Below are 21,818 nucleotides of genomic sequence, written 5' to 3' on the forward strand. Positions count from 1 at the left end.
AGACCACCATGTTCACCAAGATCCTGATCGCCAACCGTGGCGAAATCGCCTGCCGCGTCATCGCTACCTGCCAGCGCCTGGGCATCGCCACCGTGGCGGTGTACTCCGACGCCGACCGCAACGCGCGCCACGTGCGCCTGGCCGACGAGGCCATCGCGATCGGCCCGGCGCCGGCGCGTGAGAGCTACCTGCGCGGCGACGCCATCCTGGAGGCCGCCCGCCGCACCGGCGCGCAGGCGATCCATCCCGGCTACGGCTTCCTCTCGGAGAACGCCGGTTTCGCGCAGGCCTGCGCCGACGCCGGCATCGTGTTCATCGGCCCCTCCGCTGCGGCGATCCGCGCGATGGGCGACAAGAGCGCGGCCAAGGCACTGATGCAGCAGGCCGGCGTGCCGCTGACCCCGGGCTACCACGGCGACGAGCAGATCCCCGAGTTCCTGCGCCAGCAGGCCGACAGCATCGGCTACCCGGTGCTGATCAAGGCCAGCGCCGGCGGCGGTGGCAAGGGCATGCGCCGCGTGGATGACAGCGCGACCTTCACCGAGGCGCTGGCCAGCTGCCAGCGCGAGGCGCAGTCGGCGTTCGGCAACGCCCACGTGCTGGTCGAAAAGTATGTCGAGCGCCCGCGCCACATCGAGATCCAGGTGTTCGGCGACAGCCACGGCAACGTGGTGTACCTGTTCGAGCGCGACTGCTCGGTGCAGCGCCGCCACCAGAAGGTGCTCGAAGAAGCGCCCGCCCCGGGCATGACGCCCGAGCGCCGCGCCGCGATGGGCAAGGCCGCCGTCGATGCCGCGCGCGCGGTCAACTACGTCGGCGCCGGCACGGTGGAGTTCATCGCCGGGCCCGATGGCGATTTCTACTTCATGGAAATGAACACCCGCCTGCAGGTGGAGCACCCGGTCACCGAGTGCATCACCGGCACCGACCTGGTCGAGTGGCAGCTGCGCGTGGCCAGCGGTGAGCCGCTGCCGCTGCAGCAGGAACAGCTGCAGATCCGCGGGCATGCACTGGAAGCACGCCTGTACGCCGAAGACGCCGACCGCGGTTTCCTGCCGTCCACCGGCACCCTGCGCCACCTGCGCCTGCCGGCCAACACCGCACACGTGCGCGTGGACGCCGGTGTCGAGCAGGGCGATGCGATCACCCCGTTCTACGACCCGATGATCGCCAAGCTGATCGTCTGGGACGTCGACCGCGATGCCGCGCTGCGCCGCATGCAGCAGGCGCTGGCCGAGTGCGAAGTGGTCGGCGTGACCACCAATGCCGCCTTCCTGCGCCGGCTGGTGATGACCGATTCGTTTACCCAGGCCAAGCTGGACACCGCGCTGATCGAGCGCGAGCAGGCCGCACTGGCCCCCAACGACGGCGACAGCGATCCGGCGCTCTGGGCGCTGGCCGCGATTGCCGGCGTGGCGACCAGCGAGGCCGCCCGCCGTGACGCGCGTGACCCGCACTCGCCGTGGCAGGCCCAGGATGGCTGGCGCCTTGGCGCGGCCGCCGCACGCGCGCTGACGCTGGAGCACCGGGGTGCACAGCGCAGCGTGGCCGTGCAGGGCGCGGGCGAACAGTGGACCGTCCACATGGACGGCAACGCACTGCAGGGCAGCGGCCGCCTGGCCGGTGATGCGCTGCGCGTGCAGATCGGCGAGCAGCTGCACCGTGCCACCGTCATCCGCGATGGCAATGAGCTCTACCTGTTCGGCAGCGAGGGCGTGCAGCGCTTCACCCTGCATGATCCCGTCAGCGAAGCGGACCAGTCCGTCGCCGATGCCGGCAGCCTGGTCGCGCCGATGCCGGGCCGTATCGTTGCCACGCTGGTGGCACCGGGCACGGCGGTCAAACGCGGCGCGCCGCTGCTGGTGCTGGAGGCGATGAAGATGGAGCACACGCTGCAGGCACCGGCCGATGGCACCGTGCAGGGTTACCGGGTCAAGGCCGGGGATCAGGTGGGTGATGGCGCGGTGCTGGTGGATTTCGAGGCGGCGTAGTTACCCGCACTGCGGCCGGCCGGATCAAATTCGGCCGTGCTGCGCTCTACCGCACGGTAGCCCACACCGCAGATCGCCAGCGCGCCCTGTTCCACGCCATCCAGGCCAAAGGCCTGGTCCACGTCACCTTCGTTGATGGCTGCGGTCACAAAAGCACCCAGGCCTGCTTCCGTGGCCGCCAGGTACACCATCTGCGAGATGTGTCCTGCGTCCAGCGTGAGCGCACGATACGCCTTGGCGTGGTTGCGATACTTCCAGAAGCTGCGTCCAAAACGAGGGGCGAGCACGATCAGGACCGGCGCATCGGCGAACCATTCCTGCCCCGATACCATGGCGCGAGCCAGCGATGGCAGCGTGGGAACGGGCGGCGATGGCAACGCCAGAAGCGCGTGGTCCAGCGCGTGATAGTGGTAGAGGCCGGGCGCGAGCCCGTCGACGCGCTGTACCAGCAGCCATACCTCGGTCGGGTGCAGACCCCCGCCCGAAGGGACGTTTTTCTTCAGAATCAGCATGTCCTGCTCGACCTGCAGCGCGGCGTGGGCCATGACGCTGCGCTGGAGGAGCTGGGCCAGCATCGGGAGCGGCAGCGCACGCCCGGGATCAAAGTTGCGACAGGTGGTTCTGGCCGCCAGCAGGGCATCGAACGGGGATTCCTGCACGTTCGGCAGCGGCTGGTACTGGCCCTCCAGAGGATGCACGGCAGGCGGCGGCGCACCCAGCGTCCTGCGCAGACCGACTGCGGTATCCAGGCCCTGCCCGCGCATGTCCGAAACGCTGTCCACGCCCTGCCAGCGCGAGTGCCGGTGCGCCACGGCGGACAGCGGCCACCAATGTGCGTCCTTGATCCGCTGGTCGCGCGCCAGAAGGTCTGCGTGTTCCGGCTGATCGCCCAGCAGCAGGCCGTTGCTCAGCAACTGGCCCCAGCGGGGATCGGCCATGTCCTGCGCCGACAACGTCCGCCACTGCGTTGCGCTGGTGCGGCCAAGCAGTTCGCTTTGCCCGGCGTCGATCTCCACCGGGCCATCCAGGTGCCCCGCAAGCGCCAGCCAGACATGGGTGCTGTTGGCCTCGGTGTTGCCACGCAGAAGCGCCTGCAGGCCGAACGAGACGGTTTCGCGCGGCTCCAGCAGTAGATGGGTACAGCGGCGAACGCGCATCGATCTTCCTGTCGTAATGCAGAGGTAAGCTTATCCCGATGTGCGGTGACCGCACACAGAGGCCTCCGCCGGTGCGTTGTGCTCAACCGGGGAGCGCTTGTGCCGATAGAACACTCTCTTGCCCTGGAAATCGACCATGACGCCTGCTCCCGCCCAGCTCACCCCGACCCAAGCCATGCTGCTGCTCGACCATCTGATTGGCGATACGGCGTTCCGCACGCTGTTTTCCGCCGATGGCGCGGCAGCGCTTGCCTCGATCGGCATCGACCCCGACGGCTGTACCGACTGCCTGGCTGTCGTGGACCTCGCCACGCCTTCGGAACTGCTCGCCCTGCGCAGCGAACTGGAAACCTATCTGAGCACGCATACCGCGTCGATGACGGTGGTGTTCTGTTTCGAAGCTGGCAAAGTTGGCGACACCATCAGCTGACGGTCGCCTCACTGCATGCCGGTCGCGCTGACCGGCACGGACCAGGTGGCCACGTCATGCGCGTTCAACGGCTGCCAGACCTGGATCGCCGCCACCTCGGCAATGGCTTGCCCACGATGCGTGGCCAGCCATTGCTGCTCTTGCAGGACGCCCGCCCCATCCTGCTGTGCCCTCCTGGCCTGCAGCAGCACGACATGCGCCTGCACCGGCTCGGACCCGTCCAGCAGCGGCTGCAGCATTTCTACCGCCGCATCGGCCTTGCCATCGATCAGCAGTGCATTGGAGGACACGATGCGCCGCCACTTGGCGACCACCGGGCTGTGCTGGCGTTCCAGCAGCGCCGCGTTGTCGCGCAAAAGTGTGTCGGCCAACGGATGCTGGCCCTGGCGCTGCGCAAGGTAGACCAGCGCCAGCAACTGCAGGCTGCGGTCGGCGATGTTGGGATGATCGCGCTCTTTCAACATGGGAATCAGCTGCGTTGCGGTCGCAGACAAGGTGCCTTTGTTGGCCCCCCCGCACAGCGTCTCGACGGTGGCATGCACCAGCTTCTGATGAATCTGGTAATCCGCCAGGCCCGGTTTCGCGGCATCCTGGCGCACGGCCGAACGCATGGCGTCGCAGTCTCCCTGGTCGGCGGCGAGCAGCACCTTTGCTCGAAGATGCATCAGGTCCTGCAGGGCGTCCTCGCCTTTGCCCATGCGCTCCACCAGGCGCCTGGCTTCTGCATACCGGCGCAGGCCGACCAGAACATCCACCTGGGTGTCGTCGATACCGTCGCGGCGGAGCGTACGCGCCTGCTGCAGGGTGTTCTGCGCCTCATGGAACTGGTTGCGGGCCAGCTGGATGCGGGCGAGGTGCACCATGGGGTAGATGCGCAGGTAGTCCTGGGGAACGGACGCCGCACGGGCGAAGGGCTCTGCCTCCTGGAAGCGGTTGTCCTGGATCAGATACCAGGACGTGTTGGAAGGACCGGCATAGAAATCCGGGTACACCCCGGCGAGTACCCGCCACTGCTCGACCGGCCACCCGTCCGGCTCCAGCTCCGCCTGCCATCCTTTCAGGTACAGCTGCTCGCGGTGCGGCAGCCGCCCCTTCAACGCCAGCGCTTTTTCCAGCTGCTCGCGCGCACTGCTGCGATCGGCGGTACGCGCGAACGATTTGGCCAGGCCGATATAGGCCAGCGCGAACGCCGGATCGATCTCCAACGCGGTCTGATACAGATTGCGCGCGTCATTGAAACGGCGCTCGCCCAGTGCCGTCTCGGCCAGCGCATACGAGCGCAGGGCGCGCAGACTGGCGGTTGAGGCACTGGGCAGCGGCATGGACCGCTGCAGACCTGCGACGGATTCGCCCAGTCCGGCCCTCAGTTCGCCGATCACCTTGTCGACCGCCTCCACCGCGTTGCCGGTCCCGGACGCCAGGGCCGTGTACGTCTGGATCACCACGTCCTTGCCAGGGTCGATCAGCGAGATCTGCACCTCGTATCCACCACGCCGCGGGATGACCTTCGGTACCAGGACCGCGCGGGCACCTTCGCGTACCGCCACGTCCACCGCGCGCGATCGATCCAGCACGGCATCCACGGGATCGCGTGCCAGTTCGAGGCTTTCGCGGACCTTGCCGTCGGACAGTACGTTGACGTACTTCGACTGTTCCAGGCCCAGCAGCATGGCCTGACGCAGCGAGTCATCGAAAATGGGCTCGCCGGTCTGGTTGGTGACATCCGACAGCACCACCCAGTCACGCTCAGCGAAGGCGATTGCCGGCTGCGACCGCGTCATCATCCAGGCCCCCACCAGCAGCGCGACGGCCAACGTGGCTTCCGCCACCATGGCCGTTGGCTGGCGCCAGAAAGGCAGGTCGCGGGCGGCCTTCGACGTCGCCCGGGGGCGACCGCTGGATGGCATGTCCGATGACATCACTCCGAACACGTCCATCGGCTGCGCCACGCCCTTGAATCGCCAGCGTCCGAACGAAGTCCATTTCAGTCCGTTGTTTTTATCGCGCAACGCAACGCCGGCACGCCGGACCATCGACTCAGCCGTCGCCGACACGAGAATCTGCCCGGGCCGTGCCAGCTGCATGAGCCGCGCCGCCATCGGCTTTGCCAGCCCTTCCACTTCCACCGGCTTGGAGCCCAGCGCGATCGCTTCGGCGCTGTTGTCCCACAGGATGACCTCACCGACATGCAGGCCCGCGCGTGCGCGGATGGGGTGCTGCAGCGATCGACCCAGTGCACCCAGGCCAGCGTGGTAATCCAGGGCGAATCCGAGCGCATCGATGGGCCGCTCGAACAACAGAAACAGCCCGTCCGAGCGATCGATCTGGTGCCCGTTCCACTGCTGCTGCAACGCCAGCACCAGCCGGTCATGCTCCTGGAACAGCTCAGCCGCCGCCGCATCACCGATGCGCTCCACCAGGATCAGCGAGTCGCACAGATCGGTGAACAACAGCGCCCGCATCTGCGGGGCCTGGGTCGACGTTCCGTTGTCGCCGTTCATGCCGATCTCCCGATCAGGGTGTGGCGGTCGCTGATCGCGACCAGTGCAATCGGTTGCCGCCCAGCCGTTTGGCCTGGTACAGCGCATTGTCGGCCCGGGCGTACCACTCGCTCCAGTCGGTCCGCGGGTCGATCAGGCAGACGCCGATGCTGACCGGGCACACATGCGGTACGCCGTGGGCGCGGCCGATCAGGCCATGCACCGCGCTGAGGATGAACTCGGCGGCGTGCTGCAGGCTGTCCTGGTCGGCGCTGCGCAGCAGCAGGCAGAATTCGTCGCCACCGAGCCGGCAGGCCACGTCCGGCTCGGTGGCCACCGAGCGCAGGATGTTGGCCACGCTCTGCAGCACGCGGTCGCCGGCCTGGTGGCCGTGCACGTCGTTGACCTGCTTGAACTGGTCGCAGTCGATCAGCAGCAGGCCCTGCGGCGCGCTGTCTTCCTGGGCACGGCATTCCTGCAGGTACAGCGCCAGACCACGCCGGTTGTGCAGGCCGGTCAGTTCATCGGTGCGCACCAGCTCGCGGGTGTGGGTGAGCTGATGGGTGGTGACGTAGAGATTGTCCAGCGCGGTTTCGAGATCGTGGTTGCGGCGGCGCAGCTGGCGGATGAGCACCTGTTCGTTGCTGACCACGCGCATGATCGTGCGGCGCAGGAAGTAGGCGAGCAGACCAGGATCGCGGTCGACCAGGCGCTGGAAATCCTCGTGGTCCAGTTCCAGCACGATGCTGTCCTCGACCGCACGCGCGCCGGCCGTGCGCTGGTGATCGCCGATCAACAGGCCCAGCTCGCCGAAGAATTCATTGGGACCGAGCGACTTCACGACGAGGTCTTCGCCGAAGTCCAGTTCGATGCAGCCGCTGACGATCACGTACATCGTGTTGCCGGCGTGGCCGCGGTGGAACAGATGCGTGCCTGAGGGCAGCTTGCGTTGCCGGCCGAATTCGGAGAACAATGCGGACTCGCCATTGCTCAGGATGGCGTGCACGATCTCAGCCATCGCCTTTCGGTCGATGTCTGGTTCCTGTTCGCACATGATCGCCGCCGCACCCTTGCCGGTCATTTCCGAACACCCGCTTTCCAGCGCCCCCTGGTGAGCGATGGAGGATAGCACTCCTCAAAACTGTGCGCCCTATCCCATTTCCGACTTTCAGACCCCAACATCGTTAAACGGCGTGGGTTCTCCCGTGTCTGGCCATGTGAAGACCGGTCCGGACTACGGAACAGGGCGGCAGGTCCCCCGACCGGCCGCCCTGCGGGCCTTCCCTGGCCGCCCTTCCGGGCTATCAGGCCGCCCGTTCCGCGTTGAACTGCTCTTCCTCGGTGGAGCCGCTCAGGGCGGTGGTCGAGGACTGGCCCTGCTGGATCGCCTGGGTCACCGCGTCGAAGTAGCCGGTGCCGACCTCGCGCTGGTGCTTGACCGCCGTGAAGCCGCGGTCGGCGGCGGCGAACTCGGCCTCCTGCAGCTCCACGAAGGCGCTCATCTGGCGGCGGGCGTAGCCGTGGGCCAGGTTGAACATCGAGTAGTTCAGGGCGTGGAAGCCGGCCAGGGTGATGAACTGGAACTTGTAGCCGTAGGTGGCGATCTCCTTCTGGAAGGTCGCGATCGTGGCGTCGTCCAGGTTCTTCTTCCAGTTGAAGCTGGGCGAGCAGTTGTAGGCCAGCAGCTTGCCCGGGAACTTGGCGTGGATGGCCTCGGCAAACTTGCGGGCGAACTCCAGGTCCGGCTTGCCGGTCTCGCACCAGATCAGGTCGGCATAGGGCGCATAGGCCAGGCCGCGGCTGATCGCCTGGTCCAGGCCGTTGCGGGTCTTGTAGAAGCCTTCCACGGTGCGTTCGCCGGTGGTGAACGGCTGGTCGTTGCCATCCACATCGCTGGTCAGCAGGTCGGCGGCCTCGGCATCGGTACGTGCCACCAGCAGGGTCGGCACGCCCATCACGTCGGCGGCCAGGCGGGCGGCGTTGAGCTTCTCGATCGCCTCGCGGGTCGGCACCAGCACCTTGCCGCCCATGTGCCCGCACTTCTTCACCGAGGCCAGCTGGTCCTCGAAGTGCACGCCGGCCGCACCGGCCTCGATCATCGCCTTCATCAGTTCGAAGGCGTTGAGCACGCCGCCGAAACCGGCTTCGGCATCGGCCACGATCGGCTGCAGGAAGTCGATGTCATCTTTGCCCTCGGCATGGTGCAGCTGGTCGGCGCGCAGCAGGGTGTTGTTGATGCGCTTGACCACCGCCGGCACCGAATCGGCCGGGTACAGCGACTGGTCCGGGTACATCTGGCCGGCCAGGTTGGCGTCGGCGGCGACCTGCCAGCCGGACAGGTAGATCGCGTTCAAGCCGGCCTTGACCTGCTGCATGGCCTGGTTGCCGGTCAGCGCACCCAGCGCGTTGACGAAGTCCTTCTCCTGCAGGTACGTCCACAGCTTCTCCGCGCCCAGCCGCGCCAGCGAGTGCTCCACGTGCACGGTGCCACGCAGGCGCACCACGTCGGCGGCGGTGTAGTTGCGGGTGATCCCGGCCCAGCGCGGGTCGGTGTTCCAAGCGTGCTGGATCTGTTCGGCGGTCTGCAGGGTGCTCATGTCGAATCTCCAAAGGGAACGGATGCGGTAACAGCAGGTGGATGGCGGGGGGTCAGTCGAGACGGTCGTAGGCGGGCAGGGTCAGGAAGTCGGTGAGCGCGTCGCGGCGACTGAGTTCGGCCAGCAGCGCGATGGACTCGGGGATGCGGGCGCTGCCCGGCAGCGCGGTGGTATCGCCCAGCCGCGCCGGCAGCTGGGCCAGGGTGGCGTCGAGCAGGGCCAGGTCGATGGCGGTGCCGTCGTCCAGGTGCTGGCCGGGGGTATGCAGCCACTGCCATAGCTGGCTGCGGCTGATCTCGGCGGTGGCCGCGTCTTCCATCAGGTGGTGGATCGGCACGCAGCCGTTGCCGTCCAGCCAGGCGGCCAGGTAGCGCACGCAGACTTCGACGTTGCCCTCGAAACCGGCGCGGGTGATGGTGCCGGTGGGCGCGGCGATCAGGTCGTCGCGGCCGACCTGCACGTCGTTGCGCAGCACGCGGTGCTGGTTCGGCCCGGGCATGTGTTCGTCGAAGATCGCCTGCGCGACCGGGATCAGCGCGGGGTGGGCGACCCAGGTGCCGTCATGGCCGGCGGTGACTTCGCGCAGCTTGTCCGCCCGCACCCGCGCCATCGCCTGCTCGTTGGCGGCCGCGTCGTGGTTGATCGGAATCTGCGCGGCCATGCCACCCATCGCATGCGCGCCACGGCGGTGGCAGGTGCGGATCAGCAGCTCCGAATAGGCCTTCAGGAACGGCTGGGTCATCGTCACCTGGCCGCGCTCGGGCAGCACCTTGTCGGCGTGCCGGCGGAAGGTCTTGATGTAGGAAAAAATGTAATCCCAGCGGCCACAGTTCAGGCCGACGATGCGATCGCGCAGCGCATGCAGGATCTCGTCCATCTCGAACACCGCCGGCAGGGTCTCGATCAGCACGGTGACCTTGATCTGCCCATGCGGCAGGCCGAGCATGCCCTCGATGTGCGACAGCGCGGTCTCCCACAGCGCCGCCTCTTCCATGCTCTGCAGCTTGGGCAGGTAGAAGTACGGCCCACGCTGCCTGCACATCAGCGTGCGGGCGTTGTGGAAGGCGAACACCGCCGCATCGAACAGGCCACCGGCGATCGGCTGGCCATCGATGCGCACGTGCTTCTCATCCAGGTGCCAGCCACGCGGGCGGACAATCAGCACGGCCTGCTCGTTGAACGGGCGCAGGGTGTACTGCTTGCCCGGCTTCCCATCGACGGACGGGCCGGTGTGGGTCAGATCGCCACGCACCGCGCCGATCAGCGCCTGCTGGCCGGCCAGCAGGTTGCGCCAGGCCGGGGCGGTGGAATCCTCGAAGTCGGCCATGAACACCTTGGCGCCGGAGTTCAGCGCGTTGATGACCATCTTGGGGTCGGTCGGGCCGGTGATCTCCACCCGGCGGTCCTGCAGCGCCTCCGGCAGCGGGGCGACCTGCCAGTCGCCGCTGCGGATCTCGGCGGTATCAGCACGGAAGTCCGGCAGGCCGCCGCCATCGAAGAAGGCCTGGCGGGCCACCCGTGCCTGCAGCCGGCGCTGACGCTCCGGCTCCACCGCCCGGTGCAGCGACACCAGCAGCGCCAGTACCCCCGCCGGCAGCAGCGCGGACTGGCCCGCCAGCTGGGTGGTGAGGGCGATGCCGGGGGTGGCCGGTGCATCGGCGGGGGTGGGCTGGGCGGTGGCGTAAGCGACGGCGGACATGGCGGACTCCTGCGGTGCGGTTGAGCTCCACCGTGCGCCGCCGCGCCGATATTTGACAAAGCAGTTATTGCAATGGCTTACATAAGGTGTGCTTATACTCATGACGCCATGACCACGCCACGCACGCCAAGTCCCCGGTTTTCCTACAAATCCGATCGGCTCAAGCCGCTGCGGGCGTTCTGTCAGACGGTCCGCCTCGGCTCGGTCTCACGGGCCGCTGAGGCGCTGTTCGTCAGCCAGCCAGCCGTCAGCCAGCAGTTGCAGGCCTTGGAGCGCGAACTCGGGGTCAACCTGTTCGAACGCAGCGGCCGCCGCCTGGTGCCCAGCCGCGAAGGCCAGCTGCTGTATGACATGGCGCTGTCGCTGGTTGAGAACCTGGACGGGCTGGAGGCCAACTTCCGCGACAAGGTGAAGGGACTGGATGCCGGCGAGCTCAACATCGCGGCCAACAGCTCGACCATCCTGTACCTGCTGCCACGCATCGTGGAGCGCTTCCGCCAGCGCCACCCGGATGTCCGCCTGACCCTGCACAACGCGATCAGCGCCGACGGCACCGACCTGCTGCGCAGCGATGCGGCGGACCTGGCGGTGGGCTCGATGACCGACGTGCCGGTCGACCTCAGCTACGCCCCGGCCTATCGCTTCGAGCAGGTGCTGATCGCCCCGCCCGAGCATCCGCTGGCGCACGGCGAGCTGAGCCTGGAGGCGATCTCGCAGTACCCGCTGGTGCTGCCGCCCAAACGCCAGATCACCTACCGGCTGGTGGACCAGGTGTTCCAGCGGCATCGGCTGCCCTACACCGTGGCGCTGGAGGTCGGCGGCTGGGAAGTGATCAAGCAGTACGTCGCGATGGGCATGGGCATCTCGATCGTGCCGGCGCTCTGCCTCCACGATGCCGACCGCGAGAAGCTGGTGACGCGCTCGATGAGTGCGTGGTTCCCGGAGCGGAGTTATGGCGTGATCGTGCGGCGCGGGCGTTTCCTGTCACCGCAGGCGCGGGCGTTCATCGAGCTGATCCAGCCGGACCTGTTCAGTCCGCGCAGCTATGATGAAAGTGGACATTCGGAGCGGTGAGGCGATTGACCATAACTCGCTCATTGAGCGCTCAATGGCTCTCACGTGCATTGGGCTCAGGCCTCAGGCCTCAGGCCGGCAATCCTGTAACTTCTTAGCGCCTTGGACCTCTGGGACAGGGCGCACCTAACATTTCGATGCAAGTGCGTTGACCACGTCCCAAGCAAAGATGTCAGAAGCCTCAGCCTCTGCGTTCTTGGTAAAAGCAATGACGATCTCACCCTCCGGCGTTCATCGAGTTGATCCAGCCGGGCCTGCTCAGTCCCACGGCCATCACGAGAGTGGGCATTTGGAGCGTTGGGCTTGGATACTTCAATACCATCGCAACAGTCGCCCGCTGCGGAACGGGACCTCGAAGGCTCAGAGTGTGCGCTTTTTTGTCCCTTAAGACGACAAGCGTCATTCTAGGAATCAGGCATGCCATCCACGCCTACAGGACGATGGCATGTTCATTGGGAGAAAGTGGATTCCCCAGGCGGCGTAGACCCTCTCACTCGAGGCCGAGCGCTCTACCGGGACCGGCCTTCAAATATCACGTTCTGAATTACCCAACGAACAAATTGATCAACCTATTTCTACGGCAGCCCGATGACTGCCGCAGCCGGATGACCCCGACGATTTGGGACGTCCTGAGCAGACGCATTCGCCATCTCTATTCCAACATGTGGATCCCACCCAACCAAAGACGGCAGAACCCATCCCATTTAGATCAAATCACTCCTTCATCGCTTGTAAAATCATTTACGGAGAACATATTTCGCTTCAACCCTGTCAATCAAGTAATAAACAAGCATGGTTGCAATAAATGAAACAAGCATCATATTCAAGTAGAAATCAATTGACTCTGGATAGTTTTGACACATTTCAGCCATCTTCAAATCAACCGACTCCGAAACGCACTGTCTGAGCTGCTTGTAAATACCTGAAGCCTTGCTCTGGAAGCGAACCACCAAGACTACAGACAGAACTTTGGCGAGCATCGTAACCCGCCTCAGGGTTTTTGGTGTCATATCAATCACATTTCTCAAATGAATTTTCCACGACGACGTTTCCAGCCCTGCCTCCCGCAGTCAACTAAGAAACTGGCTGCCTCCGAGTGCACCAATACGCCAGGATTCTACGAAAATCCGGCCGGTCCGGCGCTAGCTCGGCTGATCTTCTGTATCACGAAGACTACGACCTCAAAAACAACGTACACCACGCCAAGCATCGCCAGATACGCCCAGCCGCTTGCAACACCAGGACCACAGTAGCTTTCAGTCAGGCACTTGAAAATTCGGATGGTGATCTGCATGTCAGCCCAGAGGGCTACTGCTGCCATCAAGGCAATGAAGACAAGCGATGCCGATCTTGATGTGGGAAGCAACCTGCCTTTAAACGCGCTCCTCATAACTTTCCAAACCCGGAGCGGAAGTAAGCCGAACGAAGCAAGGCCAACGAAGCCAAGCACGTAAATCACAGCAGTGAAGAACCATGCGCTCATGGTTCACTCCTGAACTGGCGCAACAGCGTTCCAAGGAACCATGTTCCTGCTTGCACATACGGGAACGAAGGCTGCCCGCTCAATGCACTCGAAGACATGTTGGGCATGTACCAGCACCAGCTGAAGGAAGGTCCATAGCCCTATTGATTATGCTCTCTTCTTCCTTCTGCGAAATGTCCCTGCAGGTCGATTCCACCTTTTGGCCGCTATGGTGTTCGAAACTAGTGACGCTTGCTGAACCACCGGATATAAGGCCGCTACTACCCCTTTATTCGCCGCACCCAACGAACCAGCGGGATTGTAAAGAGCGGGTCTCCTACATCCCCCCGTGTTGTGAAAATCGCAGAGTAGTCACTCACGCCGCCAGGGCCAACCGTTGGCAGCAAAGAGGTTTCAAGACACATTGAATCAACGGCATTAACCAGATTTCCCATGGAATGGGCAAATGTATTGACACCCCTCCCCGCAAACAACTGGATGTTACGGTGTCAACGCAAAGAGCCCTGTGCAAACGATGAAACCACCTGACGGCAATTAACATGCCAATCAAGCTATTCCTGCTTACCAACCACAGTAGATTCAATAGGTTGAAAGCGCAAGATATTCACTTACCAATCAGAGCTTTCGTAGAGACCACAGCTTAAGAATTTCCGATACTAGAAGAGCCGCCATCACCACCACTGCGGATGCACCCATATATCCAAGATAATTCAAGAAAAACAGCGAGGGCATAAGGAAAATGACCCGCAAGGGGAACTGACAAAATGCAAAATACCTCCCTAACCTCCTCCTCTTCAACAGCAAGAATCCCGATGCAATAAAAGATAATTCCAGGAGCCCGGCGCCCCAGGAAAGTAAGACTGGACTTGAACTACCGTAGGCTTGATAGAAATCGTGCGCATGCGAAATTTCCGAAAACAAAGGGATGCGGCCATTGCGGGCGTCAAAAATTATCAATACGACAAAACTAGCAAAATCCAGCCCGCCCCATATCATGGGCCAATCTATACGAATTGCCCTCATCGATCTACTCCAGACCGCTGCATCAACTCAACTACGGTCATAGTTGTTTTATCAGGAACACCAGGCTTCCACTGGTAGGAATGGTTTGTATTCGACCAAATATCTGGCGCATAGACGAACGTCTGAGTGATCCGACGCTGCGTACCATTTTTGATCTCGCGGCGGCGACCGGGCTTTTCCGACTCATCATCCTCACATACAGCCGATTTCCACTCTTGTATCACATCTCTTTTAGTATTTATGAACTCATTAGGATTTGATCCAGGGATATTTGGCTCCATTGAGTGCGAAATCCTGTCATTTAGGCGATTCATCCACCACGTGAAATAGTTTGAACCAGAATGGTAATCGTAACCAACCGTCTGCCATTCAAGGCCTAATGGATCTACAAACCTTACAGGATTTCCCAATGCGTATGCGTAGGAATTTATTCCGCCACTCAGACCAATTGGATCACTCTGCACATACCGCGCAATGCTTGCGTCGTAATCCCTGAATCCGTTGTACCAGAGCCCCGTTTCGGCATCGTGGTACTGGCCCGGGAACCCAATATTCAGCCCACCGATGCTGTCCTGCTGAACACTTCGGCCATAGGCGTAGTTGTACGCCTTCCACACCGTCTGCTGGCTGGCGTTCGTAGCAAATTCAGGCCGTCCCAGATGATCAGTGTGTACGAAGTTAACTTGGCCACCACGGTCCAGGCCTACCAGCTCGCCGCCAAACCAAAGGTAGTTCGTCCAAGTACCGTCTGTCAGCTCCGATGTCAGCTGATTCTGCCCCGCGTAGTAGTAGCGGCTCGTACTTGCGTTGAGCTTCGCTACACGCTGACCTTGCGCATTGAGCATATAGTTCGTCACGGCCCCATTGACGTTAGCCTGAGTCATCCGGTTGAAAGGGCTATAGGTGTAGGTCTGAACACGCGACCCACTTGTTTCGCTGATGCGGTTGCCCACTGCGTCGTACTGGTACTGGCGACTTACACCATCACTGGTGTAGTTCAGAACGCGGTTGCTGTGAGGATCAATGCTGTACTGGGTTAGCGAGCTTCCCGCCTGGTAGCGATCATGGTTTCCGCCCGCATCGTACGAAAGCTGGTTGATAACGCCGAATCGCGTCAGTCTGGTCAGGCGACTCAGCGCGTCGTAGCCAATGACCTGCGTCATGTCCGGCGAGACCCCGTCACCTATCCGGGTGATCTCATTGTCCGCGCTGTGCTGGTAGTCCCAGGCGCTCAGTGCGGTGTTGTCCGCCCGTCGTACAGACATGGCGGTGAGGCGGCCGTCCAGATCGTGACTATATCCCCGTACAAGGCCGTTGCCGTAAGCGAGCCTGCTGCGAGCGCCGCTGGCCTTGTAGTCCGCAGCTGTGATCACCGGCTTGGTGACACCATTGATGGTGACAGACATTGAACCAAGCTGCCCGCCGGAATCGTATCCGTAGTCAACGAAGTTGCCGTTGGGATACGTTATCTTGTTCGGCCTTCCAATTGCATCGAAACCGTAATAGGTACTGTGATCAGTCGTTACTCCACCAGTGACGATCCAGTCGCGTCTGATGAGGATCTCACCCGAAGGGCTGTACGCGAAGTGGGTATCGGTGCCCTGTGCACTCAATCCACAAAGTCTCCCCAGCCCCCAGCTGCACCAGTCGTAGCTATAACTTTGCTGCTGACCATCGGAATTGACCGTGATCGGCCGCCCCAATCCGTCATGCGCAAAGGACGTCAAGCTGCCATCACCACGCGTGGTGGTTGTCCGCAGGCCGCTGGCGGCGTACTGATGACTCGTCACCCCCGTGTCAGGGCTGCTCTGCTTCCAAAGCTGACCAAATCCGTCGTACTCGTATGTAGTCAGCAGATTGCGTGGATCATTGACGCTGGTGACGCGATCCCCCTTGTCATAGGTCAAGCTCGTCACTCCGCCTGCCGCGTCAATTTGCTTGGTCAGCCTTCCCAGGGGATCGTACTCCATGCGAGTGATGCGATTCTGTGAGTCAGTCACCTGCAGCAGTCGGCCCTCCATGTCGTAGCCATAACGAACGTTCTGGCCTTGATTACCACGCTCTGCAATCAGACGACCAAGTTCGTCGTACTCGTAGTCAACGCTGACAACTACGGTATTGAGCGCCATCACAGTGATCAGCAATGCCGACATCAGAGCGCCCCTCCGGCTAGATAGTCAGTGCGTGCCTCATTGCCAAGCAGGCTGATCTCGCATACCGGGTTGCATAGCGGTAACCGATAGACACTCACAACGCCGCTGGACTGAGCACCAAATGCGGCGCCTCCGCTAGACATCTGTGCGTAGTAGACGACATCCGCCATCCCCTCCTGCAGGTGGACGGGTGTGACTTGAATGGTGAACGTGGCATTTGCGCCAGGCGGCACTGCTGAAGCCAAGGGACGTTCGCTGTGCATCCATCCGTCTCCCCAACGAAGGACGACCTCTCCTGGACGCCATATCACATTTCCGGTATTTCGGAAGGTGATCGTGATCGCCACGCTGTCTCCGCTGTTGATGGCAGCGTCGGGTGTTCTGAACTCCACAGCCGACGAGGCGAATGTCATTGGAGGAACTGCGACGCTTCCGGATCGACCAAGTGAGCCGTTCGTCCCCCCAACAGGAGAAATGCCCTGCACATGAATCGGCCGGTTCCCATGCATTCGCCGCTGCGCTTCACCTAGAGGAAGGCTGAAGCGATACGCGCTGGCACTGGTTTCGCAGGCATTCGAGATGGCGCCATCTGATGCACGATTTGCCCAGCCGCTCACCAGATGTACTCCTTGACCAGGCGGGCCACCTGCATAGGCTTCAACCGCGATGGATTGATTCATTCCCACTGAACAAGCCCAGCCATCGACCGCGTAGTTCCAATTTCCATCACTGGAGACCCCGGTAATCTCGCCTTTGACACCCGCTCGAGGAATGGTGAATGCACCGGAGTTCGCCAGCTGCTGGTTGTAGGCCGCACCTTTAGGTGATTGCCCATGGGCAAAGACAAGACGACCGCCATGCTGCTGCCGATTAGCCAGTGTCAAAGGAATCCTGTACCGATACTGTGTAGCCGTGGTCTGGCATGCGTTCGCGATGGATGCGTCGCTCGCTTGATTCCCAATGGCAGTACCCAGCAAAGCAACGTTGTCCGCATAGGCATGTACTTCAATGGACGACCTGGAGCCGGTCGAGCACGCCCAGCCGGACAGGTACCAGTTCCATTGTCCATCGTGGGTCAGCGCGTCGACGTAGCCCGTAACAGCACTATCACTCGGATAGTCTGTTTGGCGGATCTCTCTTCTCACAACATTGGATGCAGCGTCATAAGTGAGATTCGTCCACTGGTACGCACCGCCTGCGATTGGGCGCGATTGCCTCAGCAGCCGGCGCCCAGCGTCGTAGTCATTCCGGGTGGTGATCCCTTGCGGCTCTGTCAAGCTCGCGACGTTGCCTGCGGCATCATAGGTATATGAGGTCGTTGCCCAGCCGCTGCCAACGCTGGATCTGCTTTGTACCGGACGACCACGCGCATCGAAGGTCAACTCCTGCACGTCGCCATTCGCACCGGTCACGCGCCGGGGAACGCCCAGTCCGGTGTGGTCCGCATAGGTAGTTTTGTGACCCAGACCGTTGGTTGTGCTGATGAGGTTGCCCTGCGCGTTGAAGGCGTAGGTCACGTCGTCGTTTGCCAGCGGCCCGTCAATTTTTACGGAAGCTTTCAGGCCATTTCCGTGATAGGTGTAGGCGACGTTGATCGTGCGCGATTGATTGGGTGTTCCATGACTGCCCAGGTTCCGCTCCGTGGTTGAGCTGATGTTGCCTCTGGTGTCATAGGTGTATTGGACCTCCTTGACGCCCTCCAGTATCTCCTTCACCAGCCGATGCTGATCGTTCCACACCAGCCGCGTCGTCCGTTCAGATGTTGTTCCCGACGCCTCAACCTTTTTCAGCAGGCGGCCATACGCGTCGTAATCGAAGAGGGTGGCGACGTCTTGAAAGTCGAACACCAATTTCGGGTAGCCATTGGCGTCATAGGTCATTTCCTTGTAACTCGCTGCACACCGCGGAGAAGGGTCGCCTGCTACAGAAACGGCCTTTCCATCCTCGTAGGTGTACGTTGTCTTTCTTCCCAGCGGGTTGGTGACCGTGACTGAACTTTTTACTGGCCGGGCACGCGTGCCGCCCGTCGCAGTGCTCAGGTGGATTGTGCTGCCTCCTGCAGAGGCTCCATTGGCGACAGCGTTGCCATTGGCCATGCAGAGCAAGGCGGAGAATTGCATATCTCCGCATATATAGAGCACATCGCTTGGCTGCTGACCGCCCGGATAGATGGGAGGTGGAGGTGGCAATACAGGTTCGGTGGCCTGTACCGCATAGCTGAACTGGTAGCGCTCGATGCCACCCGCATGTTGCGTGCTGATCGCGCGACGCTGCCCGTCATAGGCAAAGGACGAGTACCTGACGCCGTTGAATGATTTTCCCGTCAATCCCCCCGGATAGCGGGCGTCTTCATAGTGGTATTGAATGGTTGTCGCTGGCGTACCAGGCAACGTGGTGGTGGCCAGGCGACCGCGACCGCTGGCCAGCGCATTGCTGGTATACGCATAGCGATAGACTGCGCCAGCCGGGTCGGTCACTTGCGTCAGCTGTCCGTTGGTCCAGGTGAACTGGACGGTACGCCCTGACGAGTGCGTTACCTTCTGCAGGTACCGATTGGCATATACGAAGTCCCATTTAACACCTTGCTCATTCTTACGCTGGGTTATGAAGCCTTCGGCGTTGTAGATTTCCACGCTACGATCATCTGCGTGCAGCTCGATCTGGCCATCTGCCCTTCGGATGATGTAGGCGACCGGCTGGGCACGATCTTCGTACCAGCGACTGGTTGCTACGTCATGCAGGAATTTAACTCGACTGCCATCCGGTCGCTGGGCCCAGGCGATATCCTGACCTTGTGTGAAGACCAGCGAATAGTCGAAATTGCTGAGCCAGTGATTGCCGAATATGCCGGCAGCGCTCCAATGGTGATTGTAGACCCGCCTAAGAAAAAGCCCCATTTCGCCAGCGGCTTGGAAATCCGTCTCCGGTTCGACCTTGTTCCCCGTGTATAACACCACCGGATTTCCTGCCGATTGCCGTCCTGGCTGGCCCTCATTGCAATCGTCGGTACGTTCATCGGTCTCTTGCTCCGGTGCCGTATAGCTGAACGTCGGCGGCGGACTGACCAGGTTTCTGAAATCGAAGTTGGGTCCTAATGACCAGATAACGCCAGGGCGCTCCCTCTGTCGAATGACGTTGATTCGCTCGAGGCTGGACGGTGGATTTTCTTCGTCCGACCCCTCGTTGTCAGCTCTCGACACGGGCGTTACGGCGAACAGAAGCAGGGAGGCCATTACGGCGGAAGAAGTGCATGCAAAAAGGCGAGTGCGGGTCATCCTGATCCACTATTTCTGCTCATTTGGATGCCTTCATAACATAACTGAACGGAGGATGAAAGATTAATGAAATGACTTTCTGTTGATCATCGGGTGGCGAGGGGTCCAACGGCAGCTTGTCCTTTCTGCGCCTGCACACGGTTTTCTTGGGGCGTCCTGCGCCACCGGCGTCATAATCCCCCCATGTCCATCGAACTCCGCCACCTGCGCTACTTCCTGGCCGTCGCCGAGACGCTGCACTTCGGCCGGGCGGCCGAGCGGCTGGGGATGTCGCAGCCACCGCTCAGCCAGCAGATCCGTCAGCTGGAAACGCTGCTCGGCGCGCGGTTGTTCCTGCGTGCGAACCGCCGCGTGGAACTCACCGACGCCGGGCGCGTGCTGCAGGAACAGGCGCGTGAGGTGCTGGCGCGGGTGGATACCGCGATCGATCTGACCCAGCGCGCGCAGCGCGGGGAAACCGGTGAGCTGCGTATCGGGCTGACCCGGGCGACGCCGCTGTCCACGCAGATTCCGCGTGCGATCTTCGCCTACCGCCAGCAGTTCCCGCAGGTGCAGTTGAAGCTGCGCGAGATGAACACCCTGCAGCAGATCGATGCGCTGATGGCCGGCGAACTGGATGTCGGGTTGATCCGCAAACGTGCCCTGCCCGCGCCGCTGATGTCACGCAAACTGTTCAGTGATCCGCTGGCGCTGGTGGTGCACGACCAGCATCCGCTGGTGCGTGATCTGCCCACCGATGCGGCGGTGGCGCTGCGGCTGTTCGCGCATGAGCCGTTCGTCGGTTTCCTGCGCGAGGTCGGCGCGGGCATCCACGATCATTTCATCGCGTTGTGCCGCAGCGCCGGCTTCACGCCGCGCATCGTGCAGGAAGCCGGGGAAGCCTCGACGCTGATCAGCCTGGCGGCTTCAGGCCTGGGCGTGACGGTACTGCCCGCCTCGTGCAGCCATATCCAGGTGGACGGGGCGCGCTTCGTCGCGCTCAGTGATCGTGCCGCCAGTTCAGAAGTGCACGTCGCCTGTCGGCGGGGTGCGGCGTCGCCGTTGATCGGGCACTTCACCCGTCTGCTGCAGGGTGTCAGCGGCTGAGCGCGAGCGCGGCGGTGCCCGGTTGCACGCGTTGCCCCAGGCGCCAGGCGATCACGCCACCGGCCACGGTCAGTACGCCGACGAAGCCGCACACGCCCAGCCAATCCCAGTGCGTGTAGAACACGCCGCCGAGCACGCCGGCCACGCTGGAGCCCAGGTAGTAGGCGAACAGGTACAGGGCGGATGCTTCGGCCCGCATCGCACCGGCGCGGCTGCCGACCCAACTACTGGCCACCGAGTGACCGCCGAAGAAGCCGAACGTCACCAGCGCGATGCCGGCGGCCATGCAGCCCAGCCACGGCATCGCCAGCAGCACGATGCCCAGCGCGATCAGGCCATAGCAGATCGCCAGCACGCGGCTGCGGCCATGGCGATTGGCCTGCTGCCCCATCCAGGCCGAGCTGAAGGTGCCGATCAGGTACACGCTGAAAATCAGGCCGACCACGGTCTGGCTGAGGCCGTAGGGCGGCGCCAGCAGGTGGAAACCGAGATAGTTGTAGAGGGTGACGAACACGCCCATCAACACGAAGGCGGTGGCGAACAACCACGGCAGGCCGGGATCGCCGAACAGTCTGCGCCAGCGCGCGGGCAGTTCGCGCAGGCCGCCACGGCGGCTCTGGAAGTGGCGCGACGGCGGCAGCTGGATCCACAGCAGCACGGTACTGAGCAGCGCGATCAGCGACACCACGCCGATGCCCCAGCGCCAGCCCCAGTGGTCGGCCACGATGCCCGCGATGAGGCGACCGCTCATGCCCCCGATCGCGTTGCCGCCGATGTACAGGCCCATCGCCAGGCCCAGCGCGCGGCTGTCCATTTCTTCGGCGAGGTAGGTCATGCCCACCGCCGGTACGCCACTGAGCGCGATGCCGAGCAGCGTGCGCAGCACCAGCAGCGTGGTCCAGTCATCCACCATCGCCGTGGCGACGGACAACACGCTGGACGCCAGCAGCGCTGCGACCATCACGCTGCGGCGCCCGATGCGGTCGGAGATCCATCCCGCGATCAGCATGGAGACCGCCAGCAGACCGGTGGTCAGCGACAGGGTCAGCGCACTGTTGGCCGCGGAGACACCGAAGTGGCGACTGAATTCGGGCAGCAGCGGCTGCACCGTGTAGAGCAGCCCGAAGGTGGAGAAGCCGGCCAGGAACAGCGCGGCCGCCGTGCGCCGGAAGGCCGGGGTGCCCTGATGGATCTGGTCGCCGGCCGGCGCTGCGGTGGTGGTCGGGGGGCTGCGGTCGGGGACCGCTGCGGTGTCGCCATTCATGCCGGTAAGGCCCGCGTGGACGGGCCGGAGCGAGGAGTCAGCGCTCAGGATAGGCAGCGCGGACAGGTCGATCCATAACCTGATAGGTCTGGATCGAGATGATCCA

The 21,818-nt window shown here is 62.9% G+C and carries 15 protein-coding genes; 4 read left to right on the plus strand and 11 right to left on the minus strand.

The genetic code is table 11. From position 1 onward, the window contains the following. Positions 1 to 8 precede the first annotated feature (8 nt). The gene (locus ABE434_RS08160) at positions 9 to 1,991 is read left to right on the plus strand and encodes an acetyl/propionyl/methylcrotonyl-CoA carboxylase subunit alpha (RefSeq protein WP_346478473.1); all 1,983 of its coding nucleotides are present in this window, start codon (positions 9 to 11) and stop codon (positions 1,989 to 1,991) included. Here ABE434_RS08160 and ABE434_RS08165 read toward each other — a convergent pair. Further along, positions 1,946 to 3,148 carry a putative peptide maturation dehydrogenase gene (locus tag ABE434_RS08165; protein WP_346478474.1) on the minus strand — a complete coding sequence of 401 codons (1,203 nt, stop codon included), beginning with the start codon at positions 3,146 to 3,148 and terminating at the stop codon, positions 1,946 to 1,948. The genes ABE434_RS08160 and ABE434_RS08165 overlap by 46 nt on opposite strands. A 136-nt stretch (positions 3,149 to 3,284) precedes the next feature. Here ABE434_RS08165 and ABE434_RS08170 point away from each other — a divergent pair, with 136 nt between their 5' ends. Next, positions 3,285 to 3,578 (plus strand): NHLP-related RiPP peptide, encoded by a 294-nt coding sequence (locus ABE434_RS08170; RefSeq protein ID WP_179460518.1) that lies wholly within the window; start codon positions 3,285 to 3,287, stop codon positions 3,576 to 3,578. Positions 3,579 to 3,586: 8 nt separating this feature from the next. Here the strand turns inward: ABE434_RS08170 and ABE434_RS08175 are convergent, their stop codons facing one another. The 4 genes from ABE434_RS08175 to aceB form a co-directional block, all read right to left on the minus strand. Continuing rightward, a complete protein-coding gene (locus tag ABE434_RS08175) occupies positions 3,587 to 6,079 on the minus strand; it encodes a putative peptide modification system cyclase (RefSeq protein ID WP_346478475.1) in 2,493 nt (830 codons plus the stop codon). Between the two features lie 13 nt (positions 6,080 to 6,092). Then, positions 6,093 to 7,139, minus strand: a complete 1,047-nt coding sequence (locus ABE434_RS08180) for a GGDEF domain-containing protein (protein WP_176990203.1) — start codon at positions 7,137 to 7,139, stop codon at positions 6,093 to 6,095. A gap of 223 nt (positions 7,140 to 7,362) precedes the next feature. Further along, positions 7,363 to 8,655, minus strand: a complete 1,293-nt coding sequence (gene aceA, locus ABE434_RS08185; RefSeq protein ID WP_159498903.1) for an isocitrate lyase — start codon at positions 8,653 to 8,655, stop codon at positions 7,363 to 7,365. 52 nt (positions 8,656 to 8,707) lie between these two features. Then, complete coding sequence (aceB, locus tag ABE434_RS08190; RefSeq protein WP_346478476.1) at positions 8,708 to 10,354, minus strand: malate synthase A; 1,647 nt, start codon at positions 10,352 to 10,354, stop codon at positions 8,708 to 8,710. Positions 10,355 to 10,462: 108 nt separating this feature from the next. Here aceB and ABE434_RS08195 point away from each other — a divergent pair, with 108 nt between their 5' ends. Then, on the plus strand, positions 10,463 to 11,428 hold the full coding sequence (locus ABE434_RS08195; protein WP_346478477.1) for a LysR substrate-binding domain-containing protein: 966 nt from the start codon (positions 10,463 to 10,465) through the stop codon (positions 11,426 to 11,428). Between the two features lie 737 nt (positions 11,429 to 12,165). On the opposite strand, the gene ABE434_RS08200 is transcribed toward ABE434_RS08195, so the two are convergent. The 5 genes from ABE434_RS08200 to ABE434_RS08220 all read right to left on the minus strand — a co-directional run bounded on the left by ABE434_RS08200 (position 12,166) and on the right by ABE434_RS08220 (position 19,362). Beyond that, positions 12,166 to 12,408 carry a hypothetical protein gene (locus tag ABE434_RS08200; protein ID WP_346478478.1) on the minus strand — a complete coding sequence of 81 codons (243 nt, stop codon included), beginning with the start codon at positions 12,406 to 12,408 and terminating at the stop codon, positions 12,166 to 12,168. Positions 12,409 to 12,545: 137 nt separating this feature from the next. Continuing rightward, positions 12,546 to 12,911 (minus strand): hypothetical protein, encoded by a 366-nt coding sequence (locus ABE434_RS08205; RefSeq protein WP_346478479.1) that lies wholly within the window; start codon positions 12,909 to 12,911, stop codon positions 12,546 to 12,548. A gap of 615 nt (positions 12,912 to 13,526) precedes the next feature. Continuing rightward, a complete protein-coding gene (locus tag ABE434_RS08210) occupies positions 13,527 to 13,934 on the minus strand; it encodes a hypothetical protein (RefSeq protein WP_346478480.1) in 408 nt (135 codons plus the stop codon). Then, positions 13,931 to 16,087 (minus strand): RHS repeat-associated core domain-containing protein, encoded by a 2,157-nt coding sequence (locus tag ABE434_RS08215; RefSeq protein WP_346478481.1) that lies wholly within the window; start codon positions 16,085 to 16,087, stop codon positions 13,931 to 13,933. Before ABE434_RS08215 ends, ABE434_RS08210 begins: the two co-directional genes overlap by 4 nt. After that, positions 16,087 to 19,362, minus strand: a complete 3,276-nt coding sequence (locus ABE434_RS08220; protein ID WP_346478482.1) for a DUF6531 domain-containing protein — start codon at positions 19,360 to 19,362, stop codon at positions 16,087 to 16,089. The genes ABE434_RS08215 and ABE434_RS08220 overlap by 1 nt, the downstream gene beginning before the upstream one ends. Before the next feature lie 183 nt (positions 19,363 to 19,545). Between ABE434_RS08220 and ABE434_RS08225 the strand changes: the two genes are divergently transcribed. Beyond that, the gene (locus tag ABE434_RS08225) at positions 19,546 to 20,448 is read left to right on the plus strand and encodes a LysR substrate-binding domain-containing protein (RefSeq protein ID WP_346478483.1); all 903 of its coding nucleotides are present in this window, start codon (positions 19,546 to 19,548) and stop codon (positions 20,446 to 20,448) included. On the opposite strand, the gene ABE434_RS08230 is transcribed toward ABE434_RS08225, so the two are convergent. Continuing rightward, on the minus strand, positions 20,438 to 21,712 hold the full coding sequence (locus ABE434_RS08230) for an MFS transporter (RefSeq protein ID WP_346478484.1): 1,275 nt from the start codon (positions 21,710 to 21,712) through the stop codon (positions 20,438 to 20,440). The genes ABE434_RS08225 and ABE434_RS08230 overlap by 11 nt on opposite strands. Positions 21,713 to 21,818 lie beyond the last annotated feature (106 nt).

The organism is Stenotrophomonas sp. TWI1183, assembly GCF_039673115.1.
GTDB lineage: Bacteria > Pseudomonadota > Gammaproteobacteria > Xanthomonadales > Xanthomonadaceae > Stenotrophomonas > Stenotrophomonas maltophilia_AA.

What these genes read in the sequence shown, in the direction of transcription:
- ABE434_RS08160 (WP_346478473.1), top strand. Translation starts at nt 9, where the DNA reads ATGTTCACCAAGATCCTGATCGCCAACCGTGGCGAAATCGCCTGCCGC.
- ABE434_RS08165 (WP_346478474.1), bottom strand. Translation starts at nt 3,148, where the DNA reads ATGCGCGTTCGCCGCTGTACCCATCTACTGCTGGAGCCGCGCGAAACC.
- ABE434_RS08170 (WP_179460518.1), top strand. Translation starts at nt 3,285, where the DNA reads ATGACGCCTGCTCCCGCCCAGCTCACCCCGACCCAAGCCATGCTGCTG.
- ABE434_RS08175 (WP_346478475.1), bottom strand. Translation starts at nt 6,079, where the DNA reads ATGAACGGCGACAACGGAACGTCGACCCAGGCCCCGCAGATGCGGGCG.
- ABE434_RS08180 (WP_176990203.1), bottom strand. Translation starts at nt 7,139, where the DNA reads ATGACCGGCAAGGGTGCGGCGGCGATCATGTGCGAACAGGAACCAGAC.
- aceA (WP_159498903.1), bottom strand. Translation starts at nt 8,655, where the DNA reads ATGAGCACCCTGCAGACCGCCGAACAGATCCAGCACGCTTGGAACACC.
- aceB (WP_346478476.1), bottom strand. Translation starts at nt 10,354, where the DNA reads ATGTCCGCCGTCGCTTACGCCACCGCCCAGCCCACCCCCGCCGATGCA.
- ABE434_RS08195 (WP_346478477.1), top strand. Translation starts at nt 10,463, where the DNA reads ATGACCACGCCACGCACGCCAAGTCCCCGGTTTTCCTACAAATCCGAT.
- ABE434_RS08200 (WP_346478478.1), bottom strand. Translation starts at nt 12,408, where the DNA reads ATGCTCGCCAAAGTTCTGTCTGTAGTCTTGGTGGTTCGCTTCCAGAGC.
- ABE434_RS08205 (WP_346478479.1), bottom strand. Translation starts at nt 12,911, where the DNA reads ATGAGCGCATGGTTCTTCACTGCTGTGATTTACGTGCTTGGCTTCGTT.
- ABE434_RS08210 (WP_346478480.1), bottom strand. Translation starts at nt 13,934, where the DNA reads ATGAGGGCAATTCGTATAGATTGGCCCATGATATGGGGCGGGCTGGAT.
- ABE434_RS08215 (WP_346478481.1), bottom strand. Translation starts at nt 16,087, where the DNA reads ATGTCGGCATTGCTGATCACTGTGATGGCGCTCAATACCGTAGTTGTC.
- ABE434_RS08220 (WP_346478482.1), bottom strand. Translation starts at nt 19,362, where the DNA reads ATGACCCGCACTCGCCTTTTTGCATGCACTTCTTCCGCCGTAATGGCC.
- ABE434_RS08225 (WP_346478483.1), top strand. Translation starts at nt 19,546, where the DNA reads ATGTCCATCGAACTCCGCCACCTGCGCTACTTCCTGGCCGTCGCCGAG.
- ABE434_RS08230 (WP_346478484.1), bottom strand. Translation starts at nt 21,712, where the DNA reads ATGAATGGCGACACCGCAGCGGTCCCCGACCGCAGCCCCCCGACCACC.